The organism is Actinoallomurus sp. NBC_01490, assembly GCF_036227085.1.
Classification (GTDB): domain Bacteria; phylum Actinomycetota; class Actinomycetes; order Streptosporangiales; family Streptosporangiaceae; genus Actinoallomurus; species Actinoallomurus oryzae.
Map to the genome: position 1 here is coordinate 1,778,758 of NZ_CP109433.1, position 17,571 is coordinate 1,796,328.

General features: G+C 71.6%; 14 protein-coding genes. 4 read left to right on the plus strand and 10 right to left on the minus strand.

Going from position 1 to position 17,571, the window contains the following annotated elements:
* Nucleotides 1-5: 5 nt before the first annotated feature.
* The 7 genes from OG417_RS08950 to OG417_RS08980 all read right to left on the minus strand — a co-directional run bounded on the left by OG417_RS08950 (nt 6) and on the right by OG417_RS08980 (nt 7,692).
* On the minus strand, nt 6-722 hold the full coding sequence (locus OG417_RS08950) for an ATP-binding protein (RefSeq protein WP_329252459.1): 717 nt from the start codon (nt 720-722) through the stop codon (nt 6-8).
* A 164-nt stretch (nt 723-886) separates the two neighbouring features.
* Nucleotides 887-1,960 (minus strand): glycosyltransferase family 4 protein, encoded by a 1,074-nt coding sequence (locus OG417_RS08955; protein WP_329252462.1) that lies wholly within the window; start codon nt 1,958-1,960, stop codon nt 887-889.
* A 184-nt stretch (nt 1,961-2,144) separates the two neighbouring features.
* Nucleotides 2,145-3,524, minus strand: coding sequence for a polysaccharide biosynthesis protein (locus OG417_RS08960; protein ID WP_329252465.1), 1,380 nt, complete (start codon nt 3,522-3,524; stop codon nt 2,145-2,147).
* 121 nt (nt 3,525-3,645) lie between these two features.
* Nucleotides 3,646-4,317, minus strand: a complete 672-nt coding sequence (locus OG417_RS08965; protein ID WP_329252469.1) for a response regulator transcription factor — start codon at nt 4,315-4,317, stop codon at nt 3,646-3,648.
* Between the two features lie 74 nt (nt 4,318-4,391).
* Nucleotides 4,392-5,522, minus strand: a complete 1,131-nt coding sequence (locus tag OG417_RS08970; RefSeq protein WP_329252471.1) for a CaiB/BaiF CoA transferase family protein — start codon at nt 5,520-5,522, stop codon at nt 4,392-4,394.
* A 186-nt stretch (nt 5,523-5,708) separates the two neighbouring features.
* Nucleotides 5,709-5,858 (minus strand): hypothetical protein, encoded by a 150-nt coding sequence (locus tag OG417_RS08975; RefSeq protein WP_329252474.1) that lies wholly within the window; start codon nt 5,856-5,858, stop codon nt 5,709-5,711.
* Nucleotides 5,859-6,447: 589 nt separating this feature from the next.
* Entirely contained in the window at nt 6,448-7,692 is a 1,245-nt protein-coding gene (locus tag OG417_RS08980; RefSeq protein ID WP_329252477.1) for an ROK family transcriptional regulator, read from the minus strand.
* 111 nt (nt 7,693-7,803) lie between these two features.
* Here OG417_RS08980 and OG417_RS08985 point away from each other — a divergent pair, with 111 nt between their 5' ends.
* The gene (locus OG417_RS08985; RefSeq protein WP_329252480.1) at nt 7,804-11,103 is read left to right on the plus strand and encodes an alpha-N-acetylglucosaminidase; all 3,300 of its coding nucleotides are present in this window, start codon (nt 7,804-7,806) and stop codon (nt 11,101-11,103) included.
* Nucleotides 11,104-11,290: 187 nt separating this feature from the next.
* Nucleotides 11,291-12,601: a sensor histidine kinase gene (locus tag OG417_RS08990; protein WP_329252483.1), complete on the plus strand. Its 1,311-nt coding sequence runs from the start codon at nt 11,291-11,293 to the stop codon at nt 12,599-12,601.
* 25 nt (nt 12,602-12,626) lie between these two features.
* Here the strand turns inward: OG417_RS08990 and OG417_RS08995 are convergent, their stop codons facing one another.
* Nucleotides 12,627-13,220 (minus strand): GNAT family N-acetyltransferase, encoded by a 594-nt coding sequence (locus tag OG417_RS08995; protein WP_329252486.1) that lies wholly within the window; start codon nt 13,218-13,220, stop codon nt 12,627-12,629.
* Between the two features lie 155 nt (nt 13,221-13,375).
* Here OG417_RS08995 and OG417_RS09000 point away from each other — a divergent pair, with 155 nt between their 5' ends.
* Nucleotides 13,376-14,500, plus strand: coding sequence for an RNA-guided endonuclease TnpB family protein (locus tag OG417_RS09000; protein WP_329252490.1), 1,125 nt, complete (start codon nt 13,376-13,378; stop codon nt 14,498-14,500).
* A gap of 62 nt (nt 14,501-14,562) precedes the next feature.
* Entirely contained in the window at nt 14,563-14,940 is a 378-nt protein-coding gene (locus OG417_RS09005) for a phage holin family protein (protein ID WP_329252492.1), read from the plus strand.
* A gap of 49 nt (nt 14,941-14,989) precedes the next feature.
* On the opposite strand, the gene OG417_RS09010 is transcribed toward OG417_RS09005, so the two are convergent.
* Both OG417_RS09010 and OG417_RS09015 read right to left on the minus strand, forming a co-directional pair.
* Nucleotides 14,990-15,661 carry a histidine phosphatase family protein gene (locus OG417_RS09010; RefSeq protein WP_329252494.1) on the minus strand — a complete coding sequence of 224 codons (672 nt, stop codon included), beginning with the start codon at nt 15,659-15,661 and terminating at the stop codon, nt 14,990-14,992.
* A gap of 115 nt (nt 15,662-15,776) precedes the next feature.
* Nucleotides 15,777-17,462 carry a substrate-binding domain-containing protein gene (locus OG417_RS09015; RefSeq protein ID WP_329252497.1) on the minus strand — a complete coding sequence of 562 codons (1,686 nt, stop codon included), beginning with the start codon at nt 17,460-17,462 and terminating at the stop codon, nt 15,777-15,779.
* Nucleotides 17,463-17,571 lie beyond the last annotated feature (109 nt).

Sequence of the window (17,571 nt, forward strand, 5' to 3'; positions counted from 1 at the left end):
GACCCTCATGGGACGGTCGCCGACGGCAGCAGGATGCGTACGCGCGCGCCCCCGAGCTTGCAGCGGCGGACCTCGAGCCCGCCGCCGTAGCCGGAGACCAGGTCGTGCACGATGCCCAGCCCCAGCGAGGCGAGCCCCCCGGCGCCGCCACCGAAGCCCGGTCCGTCGTCGTCGACCTGGACCACGGTCAGGCCGTCCTCGCTCGCCACGCTCACGTCGACGCGCTCGGCCGCGATGCGGCACGCGTTGTCGAGGATGTTGCGCACGGCGCGCCACAGCGCGAGCGGGTCGATGTGCGCCCACGCCGGGCTCGCGTCGTATCCCACCTGCCGGATCGACGCCAGCCGCATGCCCGAGACGATCTCGCCGACGAGCTCGTCCACGCGGATGCGCTCCGGACGCGGCGGGTCGGCGGCGGGGCCGTCGTCGTCCTCGTCGAGGCGGCGGAGCAGGTGGTCGAGCCAGCGGGTCTCGCCGAGCAGCGCCTCCACGCGGTCGCGGCTCCGCGGCCCGACGTCGTCGGCGACGGAGACGGCGGAGGCCAGCATGATGATGGTGCCCAGCTCATGGCGGATGTCATGACGGATCCGGCGCCGCCGGAGAACCGGGTCGTCGGCCGGCGGGGCCGGCAGGACCAGAGCGTCACCGGCCGTCGCGAGGGTGTGGCAGCCCAGCCGCGGGGTGGTCGCGGACGGTGAGGAACGCGATTGTCCATCGATCATGGCAGACCCCCGTCTTCGGAAAACATGAACCAACCTTTGTCGACCGTCACTCGGTAAGACGCCGGTGTCCAGGCAGCCGGCGGTAAAGACAGGGTTGCTGGCCGGAGGTGGTCATGTCGTCACTGAGGGTAAACTACGCTTCAATGCAATGCGTCTCGTTGCCGTCAAACGGCAGGGGACGATCCTCGATAAACCAGGTCCAACGTCACCGAAAGTGACCGCGGATCGCACCGGTCGGCCACCCGTTCCAGGGCCGCGCGGCTCATGCGCCGTGCCTCCGCCGGGTTGTCCAGCAAGTAGCCGACCGCGCCCGCGAGCTGCGCCGGGTTGCCGGGCGCGGTGAGCAGGCCCGTCTCGCCCGCCCGGATGATGTCCGGGCCGCCCGGCGCCGCCGTGCCCACGAGAGGCACCCCGGCCGCGGCGGCCTCCACCGCGACCTGCGGCACGCCCTCGTGCCGGCCGGTCATCGCGAGCACGTCGAAGCCGGGCAGCAGGTCGGCGATGTCGTCCCGGCGCCCCAGCCACATGAGGCGCTCGCCGCCGAGCCGCTCGGTGAACCTTCGGCCGACCCGCCCCGGCAGGCGCGCGACCGGCCCGCCGTCGCCGTCGGCCCACACCCCGTAGACGTGGTCCGGCAGCCGGGCGATCGCGCGGGCGAACACATCCGGGCGCCACGCTCCGCGCGCCGGGCCGATGCCCCCGACCACCTGCGCGCCGAGTGGCAGCCCCAGCAGCTGCCGCGCCCGCGTACGCGTGCCCGCGCGGTCCGGCAGGGCGACGACCGGCCAGATCGCGCGCAGCCGCTCCGGCGAGGCCAGGCCCAGTCGGAGCGCGCGGGAGGCCGTTCGCGTCCCCACCGCCAGGAACATGCCGGTGTGCCGTGCCGCACGCCGCTCCGCGATCGTCGGCGCGGGCGGGGAGTACCAGGTGTGCACGACGCGCGGGACGCCGGCGCGTGCGGCCGCGAGCCGCCCGGCCGTCCCCCCGTGCGTGTGAACGACGTCGTACCCGCCCGCGCCGATGGTCTCGGCCAGCGTGCCGTGCCCCGCCGCCCGCACGACCTCCACGCCCGAGCCCTCGGCCCACGCGTCGAGCCCGCCGGGCGCACCGGTGATCACCGTGTGCGTGTACGCCTCGGGATCCAGCGCCAGGGCCGCGGCGATCGCCGCCCGCGCCGGCCCGCCCTCGAGCCGGTCGAGCACCAGGGCGACACGGAGCCGGGTGCGGGGTTCGGTCACGGAACCTCCCTGCGGGCTGCGCCCTCCGCCCATGGCTGTGCCCGGTCACCAGGCCCTCCTGCGTCGGGGAGAGTGACCACAGGGGCGTGTCTGTTGATTCCCTCGCTTCGCTCGGTCATGGGCCCTCCTGCGTCGGAGAGGGTGACCACAGGGGCGTGTCTGTTGATTCCCTCGCTTCGCTCGGTCATGGGCGTTCCTCCTGCGGCCGGTACTCCGGCAGGATGCGCCGCATCAGTGCGCGTACCTCGTCGTCGGCGCCGCGTGCGGCCGCGTCGAGCAGCGCGGTCAGGGGCTCGCTCCGCCCGTGTGCGGGCGCGGTGGCGCGGGTCGCGCAGATCAGCGGATGGGCGGTCCGCATGCGCTCCTCCGAGTCGGCGAACGAACGGGCGCGCAGCCGTTCGCCGGGACCCAGCCCGGTGAACCGGATCGTCGCGTCCGGCACGCGCAGCCCGTCGACGAAGGCGCCCACCACCGCCAGCACCGACGACGGCGGGCCGGTGTCGAGGGCGAACGTGTCGGCGTCATCGGCCATCACCGTCGCCTCCAGCACCAGCTCGGCGGCCTCGCGTGCGGACATGAGGTGCCGGGTGGCGTCGGGATGGGCCACGGTGACCGGCTGCCCCGCGGCGAGCCGGCCGGCGACCGCGCTCAGCGGGGAGTCGCTCGAGCCCAGCACCCCACCGGCGCGTACGGCCGCGAAACAGGTCGAGCCGCCCGCCTCCGCGCGCAGCACCAGCTCGGACAGCCGGCGGGTCGCGCCGAGGACCGACACCGGCTCGGCGGCCTGGTCGGTGGAGACGAGGACGAAGCGTTCGACGTCATGGCGGAGCGCGGCGCGGACGAGGTTGCGCGTGCCGAGGACGTTGGTGCGCACCGCCGCGGAGGGCCGGCGTTCGAGCGGGCGCGGGTCGTGGTTGAACCCGGCCGCGTGCAGCACCAGCTCGGGCCGTACGTCCTCGAACAGCGCGTCGACGCGTGGCCTGTCCCTGATGTCCACGACGGCGGAGCGGCCGGTCTCGCTCTCGGCGGCGAGCCTGGCCAGGCCGTCCTCGTCGTGGTCGAGCTGGACGAGCGCGGCCGGGTGGAGCGTGCGCAGCCGCCGGCAGAGCCGCGCGCCGACCGTGCCGCACGCGCCGGTGACCAGCACGCGACGCCCCGAGACGAACCGCCGCGCCCGCGTGCTCGCCACGACCAGCTCACGTCGCCCGAGCAGGCTGAGCGGCTCGTCGCGCGGGCCCGCGCCGGGCGGAAGGTAGCGCACGTCGAGGCCGGCCGTGCAGACGTCGTCGACGAGCCGCGCGACGCGTACGGGCGGCAGCGAGGGGATCGCCACGATGACGAGGTGCGCGCGGACCGGCCAGGTGGCGCCGGCGATGTCCGTGGTGCCGCCGAGCACCGGCAGGCCGTCGACCGCGTCGCCCACCGGCCCGTCGTCGAGGAACCCGACCGGAGTCAGGCCGCCCTCCTTGTCCAGCAGCGCCCTGGCCACCGTACGGCCCGCACCGCCCGCACCGACGATCACGGTACGGACGCCGTCGCCGCCGTGGCACCGTCGCCTGCGCAAGCTCAGCCCCGTCCGATTCTCACGAACGCCCCTCTCGTTTGCGCTGAGAGTACGGCCGCCGTTCCTGCGCCTGAACGCGCATCAGGACGATGAGGACCTACGCCATATGGTGGACGTCGCTTCACAGCGGGGGATCATCGCCGGGATTCGACGGGCGCATCCCCGCACGCATCGCCACCGTGATCGCCTCGAGCGCGGAGTGCGCGTCGAGCTTGCCGAGGAGGTTCTGCGTGTGGGTGCGGACGGTGTTGGCCGACAGCCCGAGCCGGTCGGCGATCTCCGGCCGGCTCAGCCCGTCGACCATGCACCGGAGCACCTGGCGTTCGCGCGGCGTCAGCTCGGCGAGGTCGTCGGTGTCCGGGGCGCCGTCGGCGAACAGGCGCCGGAGCACCTCGCCGAGGACCGTCGGCGGGATCCAGCCCCCGCGCCCGGCCGCTCGCCGGATCACCTGGGAGACGAGGTCGGCGCTCTCGGTCTTGGGCAGCCAGCCCACCGCCCCGTGCCGCAGCGCGGTCACCATGGGATCGATGTCGGTGATGCCGCTGAGCACGACCACCCGGACGTCCGGATAACGCCGCCGGATCAGGTCGAGCGCGTCCAGGCCGCTCTCCTCCCCGAGCACGAGGTCGAGCACGACGACCTGGGGCGCCTCCGTCGCGATGAGCGCGGTGGCACGCCGGATGTCATGGGCGACGGGCAGCACCTCAAGGTCGTGCTCGGCCCCGAGCCGGGCGGCGAGCGCCTCGGCGAACAGTGCCTGATCATCGACGATGAGGACGCGAATGGGCCTCATGCGGGCCAGGATGACGCACCCCGGCCGATCGCGGATCCCGCATTTGCTGGAGACCGGGCGCCCGTGGCCCCGGGTCAGGCGACGGCGCCTCGCTCACGCAGGTCGGCGATCTCCTGCGGCGACAGGCCGAGCTCGGTCAGCGTCGCGTCGGTGTGCTCGCCCGCGCGTACCGGAGGCGCCGGCTCCTCGGCGGACGTACGGCTGAAGCGCGGCGCCGGGGCGGGCTGCGTCAGGCCGCCGACCTCCACGAACCCCTGGCGCGCCGTCACGTGGGGGTGTTCCGGGGCCTCGCCCAGGCTCATCACCGGCGCGACGCAGGCGTCGGTGCCGTCGAAGATCTTCGTCCACTCCGCGCGGGTACGGGTCTTGAACACCTCGGTGAACCGCGCGCGCAGTTCGGGCCAGCGGTCCTGCTCGTGCTGGCCCGGCAGGTCCTCGCCCTCCAGGCCCAGGCCGTGCAGCAGCGCGGCGTAGAACTGCGGCTCGAGCGCTCCGACGCTCATGTACAGCCCGTCGGCCGTCTCGTAGGTGTCGTAGAACGGGGCGCCGCTGTCGAGCAGGTTGGTGCCGCGGTCGCCCGCCCACAGGCCCTGGCCCCGCATGCCGTGGATGAAGGACGTCAGCAGGGCGGCCCCGTCGACCATCGCCGCGTCGACGACCTGCCCGCGGCCGGAGTGCGACCGCTCGTACAGCGCGGCGAGGATGCCGACCGCCAGCAGCATGCCGCCGCCGCCGAAGTCGCCGACGAGGTTGAGGGGCGGCAGCGGGCGCTCACCGGCGCGGCCGATGGGATCCAGCGCCCCCGCGACGGCGATGTAGTTGATGTCGTGTCCGGCCATTGCGGACATGGGGCCCTCCTGGCCCCAGCCCGTCATCCGGCCGTAGACGATGCCGGGATTGCGGGCGAGACACACGTCCGGGCCGAAGCCGAGGCGTTCGGTCACTCCCGGGCGGAAGCCCTCGACGATGACGTCGGCGTTCTCGACCATGCGCAGGAGGACGTCCACCCCGGCGGGGTCCTTGAGGTTGAGGCCGATGGAACGGCGGCCCCGGCCGAGCGGGTCCACCGGCGCCTCGCCGCCGACCGTGGCCGGACGGTCGACCCGGATGACGTCGGCGCCCAGGTCGGACAGCACCATGCACGCGAAGGGCGCGGGTGCGAGACTCGCGATCTCGACGACGCGGACACCGTTCAGCGGTCCCATGCCTCACCTCTCAGGTCGGTCGCTGCGGTACACCCTAGAACGTCGTTCTGGAGCGTCGCGCACCGCCTCCAGGGAAGGGAGATGCGAGAAACCGGTCGCTCCGTGGCGGGAAGACCACGGTGAGATGACGGCGGAGAACCGCCGCCGTGCAACGTGGATGCGGCGCGGCCTGAGCCGCGCCGGTTGTCACAGTGCGTTCACGAACCTCGACAAAGAGTTGCCCGCGTCGGCGAGGCTGCCGAGTGCGCTGTGCACCACGCGCGCCGCGCCGGACGGAGAAGTCAGCAGGTAGAACACAACAAAGGCCCCGAGTGCCCAGGTAAGGTACTTCTTCATTGGCGCTCCCGCCTCCCTATGAACGCCGATTTGCCGCCAACGTGTGGCGTGGACGGCATCCTTCCGGTTTCAGTTGTTCTGGTGCGGGCCGCCCGGTGGGCGGACCGTCATCGCGATCGTCCGTTTCCCATAGTCGAGTATCACCGCTTCGCTGGCTTCTGTCGCGTGTCAACTTTGACACACATTGGTGCGAGGGGGCGACCAAGAGTCGAGACCCCGTACAAGGTTTCGCTAATGACATCAAATGTACTGGTCACGGCACTGTCGTGGCGAAGTCATGCGTTCCGTCGTAGCGGCTGGGGTGGTGCCACCGAGATGGCGCGGAAGTGGGAGATATGCCGACGGTTCCGTCGCTGAGCGTGTCCGCCGGTCACTCCCCGTCGGCGAATCGTCGCACCGTGAAAAACGGATATAGGTGCATATATCTCCGAGTGTCCGGTCGCCGGGGATGACCGCGCTCCGGCCGCTTTCGGACAGCTCCGTCTCGTACTTCGGACACTCGTAGGTCCGGCCGGGCGGCGAGTGCTCGGCGGCTTGGGTGTTCCGGCGAACGACGCGGGCTCCGCGCTCTGCCGGGCGGGAGCCTTTCTCAGGAGGAGTCGGTCGTCATCTCGTGTATCCGGTCCTTCACCGCCGACCGGGCGTGAACGGCGGCGCCGCGCGCCACGGCGTTCTCTCCCAGCTCCGACAGGACGAGGCGCGGCTCGACCAGGAGGCGCGCGGCCAGGTGCCGGTTGAGCAGGTCGATGAGGGGTGGGCCGGAGGCCGCGACATCGCCACCGATGACGACGACCTCCGGGTCGAGCAGCAGCAAGAGCGCGGCGAGCCCCGTGGCGAAGCGGCGCGTGACGCGCTCGCACAGTGCCTGTGCCACGGCGTCGCCCTCCGCGGCCAGCTCGAACAGGACCCGGGAGATGTGGCCGAGGTCCGCGGCGCGCGCCCGCGCGTGCAGGGCCGATCCGGGGGCCGCTTCGGCCAGCGCCAGCTCCCGGATGGCGCGGGTCCCCACCAGGCGCTCGAAGCCGCCCAGCCCGTCCCGCGCGGTCAGGTCGCGCGCATCGTCGCCGGATGGCCGGTCCGGGTCGCCGGCGACGTCCAGGAAACCCAGCTCGCCCGCTGCTGAGGAAGAACCGCGGTACGGCCTGCCGTCGATCATGACGCCGGTGCCCACGCGTTCACCCCAGTGCACGTAGGCGAAGGTGTCGTTGCCCGACGCCGCGCCGAGAGAGTGCTCCGCCAGGGCGGCCAGGGTGACGTCGTTGTCGATGAAGACCGGGCACCGGAACCGCCGCCGCAGGACGGAGTTCACCGGCAGGCCGGCCCAGTTCGGGATGCTGGGGGCCACTCTGATCGCTCCGTCGGTGTCGATGATCCCGGGAGTCCCCGCCGTGACGGCCCAGAGGCGGGTGCCGTCCACGCCCGCCGAGCTCAGGCAGTGGTCGATGGCGTCGGCCGCGGCCTGGACGATCTCCGTCCCCGAAGAGGGTGCGACGACGCCCGTGGCGGCCACCGGGGTTCCCGCGAGATCGGTGAGCACGACCTGGATGTGGCGCGGGTCGATGCCGACCCCGGCGACATGGCCGATCTCGGCGTTGAACCGTACGTGCTGGGCGGGGCGGCCGACTCCCGTCCCACGGGCTTCCAGCCACTCCACCAGGCCGACCTCGCCCAGGTCGGACAACGCGCGGGTGACGGCGGGGCGGGACAACCCGGTCCGTTCCATGACCATCGCCACCGTCGCGAGCCCCGGTGCGGCGCGCAGCGACTCCAGGACCACCCTGCGGTTGATATGACGCAGTACGCCCGGCCCCCGTGCGGGCTCGTCCGGTCCCATAAGGGTCAACTATCCCACTCCGAACCCTTGACACGGTTGCCGAAAGAATACTTAATAGCGATTCGTTAATAATACCCCGCTTCTGAATCCCGACCCCCGCGGGAGTAGTCAATGCCCCACTGGCCACGTCCCCTCCGCCGCCCCTTCCGCCCGCTCGCCCTCGCCGCCGCGCTCCTGGCGACCGTCGCGCTCGTCCAGGGCGGTACGGAGGCCCCAGCCGCGGCACGGCCCCAGGCCCGGCCGTGCATCACCGACCCGAAGCCGTCCATCCGTCCAGACGAGACCGTCGGCGCGATGTCGCCGGGGCTGGCCGACCGGGTGATCCGGCGCCTGCTGCCCTGCCGGCAGGCCTCGCAGATCGTCTTCGCGAAGGCCGGCGCATCGCCCGGCCGTGACGGCTTCACCGTCTCCGGTAGCCACGCCAAGGTCCGGATCTCCGCCGACACCACGAGCGCCGCCCTCGCCGGTGCCGACTGGTATCTCAAGTACGTGCTCAAGGTGCAGGTGTCCCGGCACGCTCGCCCCGACCTGTCGCGGCTGCCCGCCAGGCTCCCCGTGCCCCGCCGGCCGATCAGCCGCAGCACGCAGATCGTCAACCGCTACATGTACAACTTCACCTCGGCGGGCTACTCGATGCCCTACTGGAACCTCGACCAGTGGGCGGATGAGCTCGACTACGTCGCCGTCGCCGGGTACGACCAGGCGCTGGAGCTGATCGGCCAGGACTACGTGTGGTACCGGTTCCTGCTCCGCTTCGGCTACACCGACGAGCAGGCACGGAGCTGGATCAGCCAGCCCGCGCACCAGCCCTGGCAGTGGATGAGCAACATGTCCGGCTTCAAGGGCCCGATCGCCAAGGACCTGCTGGACAAGCGGCTGGCCCTGGGCCGCCAGGTCGTGGCTCTGATGCGCGAGCGCGGCATCACGCCCGTCTTCCCCGGCTTCGCGGGAACCGTGCCCGCGGACTTCGACCGGCACGTGCCGCAGGCGCGGCTGGTCCAGCAGGGCGGCTGGGAGGGGTTCGAGCGTCCCGCCTGGCTGGACCCCACCAGCGAAGCCTGGGGCACCGCGGCGCGTACCTGGTACGACGTGCAGACCGAGCTTTTCGGGCCGACCTCCCACTACGCCATGGACCTCTTTCACGAGGGCGGCAAGAACGGCGATGTCCCCGTACGGACCGCCTACCGGCTGGTGCAAGAGGCGCTCGAGTCGGCGCACCCGGGTGCCATCTGGATGCTCCAGGGGTGGACGGGTACCCCCAAGGCCGGCTTCAGCGCGGACCTCGACACCTCCAAGGTCCTCGTACTGGACCTGAACTCCGACGGTGACGCGAAGTACAGCGCCGGCTACGAGGGCGTCCAGTGGGCGTTCGGCTCCATCAACAACTGGGGCGGTCGCGGTTACGTCTTCGGCCGGCTGTTGTCGATGGCGACCTCGATGCCGGCCGCGCTGGCCTCCGACCAGGGCCGCCGGATGACCGGGATCGCGTCCGTCATGGAGGACACCCAGGCGAACGACGCCGACGCGGACCTGCTGGCGGACCTGGCCTGGCGGACCGAGCCGGTCGACCTGCGGTCGTGGCTGTCCGACTACGGCGTCCGGCGGTACCAGTCCGACACTCCCGACGTACGAGCCGCGTGGGAGGGCCTGGCCCACTCCGCGTACAGCCTCGCCGGAGAGCGCTTCTACCCCGGCCACGGCGGGCCCGACGCGATGTTCGAGGCACGGCCGAGCTGGAGCTCGACGGGCGCGATCACGTACCGGCCCAAGAAGCTCTACTGGGACCCCGGAATCCTCGACGCGGCGTGGCGGCACCTGGTCTCGGCCTCGGACCGGGACCCGCGCCTGCGGAGTGACGACGCCTACCGCAAGGACCTGGTCGACGTCGGCGCCCAGCTGCTCAGCGACCGGTCCCGGTACGACTTCACGCAGGCCAAGGCCATCGCCGCCAAGCCGGTGAGCGACTCCTACCCGGCTGATCGGAAACTGGCCGACTTCGGCGCCGCCGCGCAGACCTTCCTCGACCACCTCCGGCTGGCCGACGAGCTGCTCGGCACCCGGCGCGACTCCATGCTCGGGACCCTCATCGCCGAGGCCCGGTCATGGGCCGGCTCGCCGGCCGAGGCCGACGTGCTGGAGTACGACATCCGCTCGATCGTCAGCACCTGGGGCGACACCGCACAGCGCGCGGCCGACCTGCACGACTACAGCGCGCGCCACCTGAACGGCCTCTACAGCACGCTCTACACGCAGCGCTGGACGACGTTCTTCGACGCCGTCAAGAACGCGATCCGCACCGGCGCCGACCTTCCGGACATCGACTTCTACGGGATGGAGGCGGCGTGGACCACCTCGACGGACAAGGCCCACATTCCCACCGCACCCTCGGGTGACACGGTCGAGGTCAGCGGGCGCATCGCCAAGGCCATCACCCCGGTCGACCTGACCCACGGGCAGCGGATCTCGATCTCGAAGATCCCGGCGAAGGTCACCCAGGGCGCCCCGTTCAAGGTCGCCGTGAGCATCACGAACACCGGGACCGAGCGGCTCAGCAGTCTGGCTCCCCAGCTGGAACTGCCCGACGGGTGGGCGGTCGTCAACGCCGGAGTCGCCTCCCCGACGGCCATCGACGCCGGTGCCACGGCCACGGCGACCTACACCGTCATGCCCGGCCGGCACACCCCGATCGGCACGGCCACGGTCACGGCCCGCATGCAGTGGGTCCCCGGGGACACCGCGACCAACCCGACGTTCGTCGGCACGCCCACCGCGTACACGTCCGCGCACGTCAGGGTCGGGCCGTGGGTGAAGACCCCGGGCGTCGACACGCCGTTCGCCTCGATCGCCGACGCCTTCTCCGCCGTCGCCTTCTCCGACGACACGAACCCGTCGGCAGGCGACATGGACCTCAAGGGCAACAGCTACAGCGCGCAGGCCCTGGCCGCCGCCGGGTTCACGGTCGGCGGGAAGGTCTCCGCGCTGGACACGACCTTCGACGTCGGCCGCGCCGGCAGCCCCGACGCGGTCCCCGCCGACGGATCGTGGTTCAACGTCAACGAGGAGGGGCGAAAGGGCGCGAAACTGGCGTTCCTCGGGGCCACGGCGAGCCCGAGCGCGTCCGGCACGGTCACCGTGACCTACACGGACGGCACCACGGCCACGGGCACGCTCGGCTTCCCCAACTGGGCGCAGGCCTCCATCCCGGACAACCCGGCCTTCGGCGCCAAGGTGGTCGTCGACAGCCGATACCGGAACGTGCCCACCGGCCCCGCCAACCAGGGATTCCACTACGTCGTGTGGGGCAACACGATCGACATCGATCCGGCCAGGACGGTCGCCTCGGTGCGCATGCCCGTAACGGCCAACGGCGAGTTGCGGGTGTTCGCGGTCGCGGTCGTCCCCGTGTCGTGACGCCCTGAACCGGTCGGCCTGACCGCTCGTCCGCTTACCCGCGGTCAGGCCGACTTGTGGCCTCTGGCCTGCGGCAATGCATGATCGGAGGTTCCGCAGGGTAGATCACCGTTGCCGTGCGCGGCCGTCGGGGGGGCGCCGTCCACGGCGGACACACGTGCGGCCATCGAACGAGCAACTCATCAGAGTGCGCGTCACCGTCATCGCGATGGTGGTGACGGGCTTCCTCGCCATGCTCGGCTACGGGGGGCTCCTCGCGTTCGTCCGCATCCAGGCGGGCGCCCAGATCGACAACCAGCTGATGTTCACCGCCCGTCAGGTCGCCACCCTGGCGCGGGCCGGTCACCTCGAGAACCCGATCGTCAGCGGCAACCCCGGCCTGATCCAGGTGCAGAACGACCGGCGGCAGGTCGTGGCGGCCAGCCGTTCCCTGGTCGGCCTGTCCGCGCTGCGGGCGAAGGCGCCCACCGGCGACGGCCACCTCTTCGAACGCGTCTGCCCGGGCAACCGCTGCTTCCGCGCCATGGCGATGCGCGTGACCGGCCCGGACGGCCCGCTCACCGTCTACGTCCTGGCGCCGGAGCTCGGCCTGTTCCCCCGGCCAGGACTTGCCGTCTTCCTCGCCCTGGGCATCCCGTTCAGCATCGGGGTGGCCGGGGTCTGGCGATGGTGGCTCGCCGCGCGCAGGCTGCGTCCCGTCGAGCTGATCCGCGCCGAGCTCGACGAGATCAACGCGGCCGACCTGCACCGGCGGGTGTCGGTGCCGCTCCGGCGCGATGAGTTCTCCTCGCTGGTCGAGGCCGTCAACGCCACGCTGGACCGGCTGGAGGCGGCCGTCGAGCAGCAGCGGCGGCTGGTCTCCGACGTCTCGCACGACCTGCGCAGCCCCATCGCCGGCCTGCGCGCCGAGCTGGAGGCGGCCCTGATCGACCCGGAGGGCACCGACCTGCGGTCGGCGCTGAGCCGGACGCTGAAGAACACCGAACGCCTGCAGAACATCGTCACCGAACTCCTCGTCCTCGCCCGCAGGGAGGCGGGCCTGCCCGGCCGTACCGAGCGCGTCGATCTGGGGGAGCTCGCCGAGCGCGAGGTGGCCCGCCGGCCCCGCCGGGTCTCGGCGAAGGTCGCCGCCGAGCCGGGCGTGATCGCCCGGGTGAACGACGTCGACGTCGGCCGGGTGCTCACCAACCTGCTCGACAACGCCGCCCGGCACGCCGACTCCGAGGTGATCGTGACCGTACGGCGCGAGGGCGACGTGGCGATCGTGGAGGTCTTCAACGACGGTGAGGCGATCGCCCCCGAGGACCGCGAACGCATCTTCGAGCGGTTCATCCGGCTGCCCGCCTCACGGAAGCGGGACGCGGGCGGTACCGGGCTCGGGCTGGCCATCTCCCGTGACATCGCCAACGCGTACGGCGGCTCTCTGGAGCTGGCCGACGACGACCTCGGCACCCGATTCGTCCTCACGCTCCCGCTCGCGGGGGAACCCGAGGCCTGAGCGAAGCCTCATTCGTTGCGGCTCGCTACTGCGGATTCCGCCACATGGGCCAGACGCGCGGCCCGCCTCCGGGCACGCGGATCTCCCCGGTGAGCCGGAACCCGAAGCGCTCGTAGTAGGCGATGTTCGCCTCCTTGGAGGACTCCAGGTACGCGGGGAACCGCTGGTCGTCGCAGCGGGACAGCCGCGACATCAACAGCGCCGAGCCGAACCCGCGGCCCTGGGCCGACGGGTCGGTGCCGAGTGTCGAGAGGTACCAGTGCGGTTCGATCGGGTGCGCCCGCTCGATCTCGCCGAGCCCGCGCAGCACCGCGTACGTCCGGGTGCCCAGGACGCGCAGCATGCCCGGAAGCTGCCGGAGCTGCGCCGCGAGGGAGATCCGGCCGCGGCCCGGCGGGTCCCACAGCGCGCCCGCCCGGACCCGGCCGTTCTCCTCGGCCAGCTCGTTCAGGCCGTTCGGCAGGCGTGCGTGGCGGAGCAGCATGGCGAACATGGCGGCCATCCGTTCCGGATGGCGGGGGAACATCCACGTCCAGACCGGATCGTCGGCGAAGGCGCGTCCCAGCACCGCCGCGAGCGCATCGGCGTCTGAGGCCAGGACGTCACGGACCGCGTTCATCTGAATCCTCCGAGGAAACCCCGCCCTTCAGGGCGGGAGGAATCGGAGCCCTGTGGAGCAGGGCATGGGTAGCCGAATCGCCGCCAGGGCGATGCGGCGGCCACCTCCCGAAAACCCGGTGCACGGTCACACTTTGACGCGATGGTCTGCGGTCTGTGACCACCCGTCGTGTGGCGCGTGCTTTCAAGTACCGCTTCTATCCGACCGATGTGCGGGCAGTGGAGTTGTCGCGCACGTTCGGGTGCGTGCGGAAGGTCTACAACCTGGCGCTGGAGGCCCGCACCGACGCCTGGCGGTCGCGGCGGGAACGTGTCGGCTACAACGCCACCTCGGCGATGTTGACGGCGTGGAAGAAGACCGAGGAACTGGCGTTCTTGAATGAGGTGTCCAGCGTTCCGCTGCAGCAGGCGCTGCGGCACCTGCAGACCGCGTTCACGAACTTCTTCACCAACCGGGCCAAGTACCCACGGTTCAAGGCGAAGAAGAAATCCCGCAAGTCCGCGGAGTACACCGCCAGCGGGTTCCGGTTCCGGGAGGGAACACTCACCCTCGCCAAGATGGCAGAGCCGTTGAACATTGTGTCCCTGCTGTGCGACGACCCCAACGTGCAGCCGTTCCCGGCGAACGGTAACGCGGTCGGGGCCGATGCCGGGCTGGAGCATCTGCTGACGCTGTCCACCGGGGAGAAGGTCACCAACCCCCGGCATGAGCGCCGGGACCGCAAGCGCCTGGCCCGCGCTGGGCGGGAGTTGTCGCGTAAGGCCAACGGGGATGGGTCGAACCGGGCCAAGGCCCGGCGTAAGCTCGCCCGCATCCACGCGCGGATCGTCGACCGGCGCCGTGACGGTCTGCACAAGCTCACCACTCGACTCGTCCGCGATAACCAAACGATCGTGATCGAGGACCTGACCGTCCGGAACCTGCTGAAGAACGGCCATCTGGCCCGCGCCATCGCCGATGCCGCGTGGAGCGAGTTCCGGAGCATGCTGGAGTACAAGGCGACCTGGTACGGCCGCGAGGTGATCGTGGTCGACCGCTGGTTCCCCTCCTCCAAACTGTGCTCGGTCCGCGGCGACGTGACCGGCACGCTGCCCTTGGACGTCCGCATCTGGACGTGCGGCTGCGGCGCGACTCACGACCGGGACGTGAACGCGGCGAAGAACCTTCTGGCCGCCGGGCCGGCGGTGTCGGCCTGTGGAGCCGGTGTAAGACCTCAGCGGGATCCCTCCCGGTCGGGGCTGTCGGCACTGAAACAGGAAGCCCTACAGCGCGAGCCGTAGGAACCCCCTCGTTCACGAGAGGGAGGAGCCAACTGCTGAGTGTTTCGTGCAACGATCGGTATGTGAAGATCCTGATTCGAGTGGTTACGACCGCAATCGCACTCTGGGTGGCGACGCTCATCGTGAGCGGCATCGACCTGACGACGGCCTCCACACCGAAGAAGGTCGGCACTCTGATCGCCGTGGCCATCGTCTTCGGTGTGATCAACGCCTTCCTGAAGCCGATCGTCAAGACGCTCGGCTGCGTCTTCTACATCCTCACGCTGGGGCTCTTCGCGCTCGTGGTGAACGGGCTGCTGCTGTGGCTGGCCAGCTGGGCGGCCGGCAAGATGAGCCTGCCCTTCCACGTGAGCGGATTCTGGCCGGCGTTCTGGGGCGCGATCGTCGTCGGCGTCGTGAGCTGGCTGCTCAACCTGTTCGTCCACGACGACAAGGACTGAGGTCGCGAAGGCCGCCCGGGAGTCGCGGGCAGCGGCTCCGGGCGGTCTCTCAGGCGGGCAGGTCCGCCGCGTCGAGGTGCTCGGTGCTGTTGGAGGTGACCAGCCGCAGTTCGCCGTCCTTGCGGGCCCACAGCGTGAGGGAGGCGTTCGGCACGAGGGTGCGCTCGATCTCGAGCACCTCCTTCTCGGTGAGCCGCTCCACGATGTAGCGCGTGAGGACCACGACCGCGTCGTGGGCGACGACCAGCACCCGGCCGTCGGGATGGTCGCGCTGGATTTCGGACAGCACGCTGCGGAGCCGGAGGGCGACGTCCGCCCAGGACTCGCCGCCGGGCGGCCGGTAGTAGAACTTGCCGGTGAGCCGCTTGCGCGCCACCTCGTCGGGGAACCGCGCGGCGATGCCCCGCCACGTCAGCGCGTACAGCACTCCGTTCTCCCGGTCGCGCAGCCGCTCGTCATAGCGGATCGGCACGTCGCCGACCTGCGCCAGCGCGATGCGCGCGGTCTCCGCGGCACGGACGTACGGCGAGGAGTAGACCACCGTGGGCCGCTCGTCCGGCGGCGTCGAGGCCAGCCACCGGCCCAGCGCCTCGGCCTGCCGCCGGCCGGTCTCCGACAGCGGGACGTCGGGGTCGCGCAGGCCGATGTCGATCTCTTCACGCTGGTCCGTCTCGGCCGCGCGCCAGGCGACGTTGCCGATGCTCTCTCCATGCCGGGCCATCGCCAGCCACTCGATTGAGTTCAGGAGTCCTCCTTCGTCGGAAGAGTGACCAGCCGCGTGTGTTCAATGGTTCGCTCGCTGCGCTCGCTCACAGAATCCCGACCTTACCGGGCGCTCAGGACATGGGGCATTCCTCGCCGCACGTGAGACGGATCAGCATCTCGAGGAACACCTGCTGGATCTGGCCGGGGTCGAGCGTGACGAACGCCTGGCCGCCGGTTCGCGCCGCGATCTGCTGGAGCGGGGCCGGATCGATGTCCGGTCCGAAGGCGATGGGCACGATCGCCACCGGCTTGAGCGGGTCCGCGATGCGCCCCAGCTCCTTCAGCAGCTCCTGCAGAAGGATCGTGTGCCCGGGGTCGTAGTTCATGCCGTCGGTGAGCACGACCAGCACGTTGTTGCGGTCCGGCTGGTAGGTCCGCACCGCCTCCCGGTACGCGGCCAGCACCGAGTCGTACAGCGCCGTACGGGTGCCGGGCGCGGGCCGCGCCGCGTTGAAGGCGGCGATCACGGCGTCGCGCTGGGTCCCGGCGCCCACGCGCTGGGTCAGCTGCCGGTACGGCACGAGCTGCCGGTAGTCGCGGTCACCGTCCAGCCGGGTGGAGAACTCCCAGAGGGCGACCTGGGAGTTGTCGCTGAGGATGCGGGTGCCGCCGATGGCCGCCTGGGTCGTCGCGCGCATGCGCGTCTCCTTGCCGCGCGGCACGGGATCGCCCATCGAGGGGGAGACGTCGAGCAGGATCAGCATGCGCGCGCCGAGCACGGTCCGCTGCCACATCTGCAGGATCCGGCCGACCGTCGCCGGGTCCTGCGGGCGCGTCGGCGCCGGCGCCTCGGCCGCGACACCGTACCGGGGACCGAACCCGGCACCGGCGACGCCGTCCGGGGTGCGCAGCCCGAGCGACTGCAGAGCCTCGCGCGCCGGCGACTGCGACAGCGCGTCGCGGAAGTCCTCCACGGTCCGCGACCGCTCGCGGTCAGTGGTCGCCGAGACGTACGGGAAGTCCAGCGCGAGCGTGCCGTCGGCCGGGTAACGGGCGCTGACCGGCCGTTTCGGGTCCACGTGGTTGTGCTGCCAGACCGACTGTTCCGACAGCACCACGGCGGTCGGCGGGTCGCCGCCACGGAACATCGCCTCGTACGCGGCCTTGTCGTCGGGCAGGGCGGAGCCGAGATCGGAGTAGAGCGTGATCGCGAACGTGCTGAGCCCGGACTTTCCCGCCCCGGACGCCTGGTGGGCGAGCATCAGCGCGCCGAGGCCGCTCGCCTGCGTCGTGGGATCGAGGAACCGCACGCGGACCGGCGGCCGCGCCGCGCCGGTGCCGGGCAGCCGGGAGGACAGGAGCAGCCGCCAGCTCACCTGGTTCGGTGAGCGTCCCTGCGCGGCGGCCAGGATCAGGGGCGAGGAGGCGATCGAGGTGCCCGACGGCCGTACGGCGGCGGCGCCGAGGCGGGTGCGCCGGGCGACCGGCAGCCAGAGCGAGGAGTCCGGGATCCACGCGTCGGGCCGTACGGCGCCGGGGGAGGAGCCCTGCCCGGACAGGACGCCGGCCACGTCCGCCGGCTCCTTGCGGAGCACGGTGACGCGGACGCAGGTCGTCCGGGCGTTGTAGCGGCGGGCGGTCTGCTCGACGGCCGGCGCGATCGTGGGCGCGGCGGCCACGGTGATCGCCTCGGCGCGGCAACCGTCGGCATGGGAGCCGAGGGAGCAGGCGGCGGCGGCCGGAACGATGGTCAGCAGGAGGGCCGACAGCAGGGCCGGCGCCTTGCCCCGGACAGCGCTACCGCGACGGTATGGCATCCAACACCCGTCCCCGATCATTAACGGCATCCCGTCATTTGCCCCGGAGATTAGCCGGTTAAGCGCACATCAATGTCCCTTTCCTGACATTTCGGCTGAGGTGTGGCGT

Excerpts from the sequence above, each read along its gene's own strand:
- OG417_RS08970 (WP_329252471.1), bottom strand. The coding sequence starts at position 5,522 with ATGGGACCGCTGAACGGTGTCCGCGTCGTCGAGATCGCGAGTCTCGCA.
- OG417_RS08965 (WP_329252469.1), bottom strand. The coding sequence starts at position 4,317 with ATGAGGCCCATTCGCGTCCTCATCGTCGATGATCAGGCACTGTTCGCC.
- OG417_RS08995 (WP_329252486.1), bottom strand. The coding sequence starts at position 13,220 with ATGAACGCGGTCCGTGACGTCCTGGCCTCAGACGCCGATGCGCTCGCG.
- OG417_RS09015 (WP_329252497.1), bottom strand. The coding sequence starts at position 17,462 with ATGCCATACCGTCGCGGTAGCGCTGTCCGGGGCAAGGCGCCGGCCCTG.
- OG417_RS08975 (WP_329252474.1), bottom strand. The coding sequence starts at position 5,858 with ATGAAGAAGTACCTTACCTGGGCACTCGGGGCCTTTGTTGTGTTCTAC.
- OG417_RS08980 (WP_329252477.1), bottom strand. The coding sequence starts at position 7,692 with ATGGGACCGGACGAGCCCGCACGGGGGCCGGGCGTACTGCGTCATATC.
- OG417_RS09010 (WP_329252494.1), bottom strand. The coding sequence starts at position 15,661 with ATGGCCCGGCATGGAGAGAGCATCGGCAACGTCGCCTGGCGCGCGGCC.
- OG417_RS08985 (WP_329252480.1), top strand. The coding sequence starts at position 7,804 with ATGCCCCACTGGCCACGTCCCCTCCGCCGCCCCTTCCGCCCGCTCGCC.
- OG417_RS08950 (WP_329252459.1), bottom strand. The coding sequence starts at position 722 with ATGATCGATGGACAATCGCGTTCCTCACCGTCCGCGACCACCCCGCGG.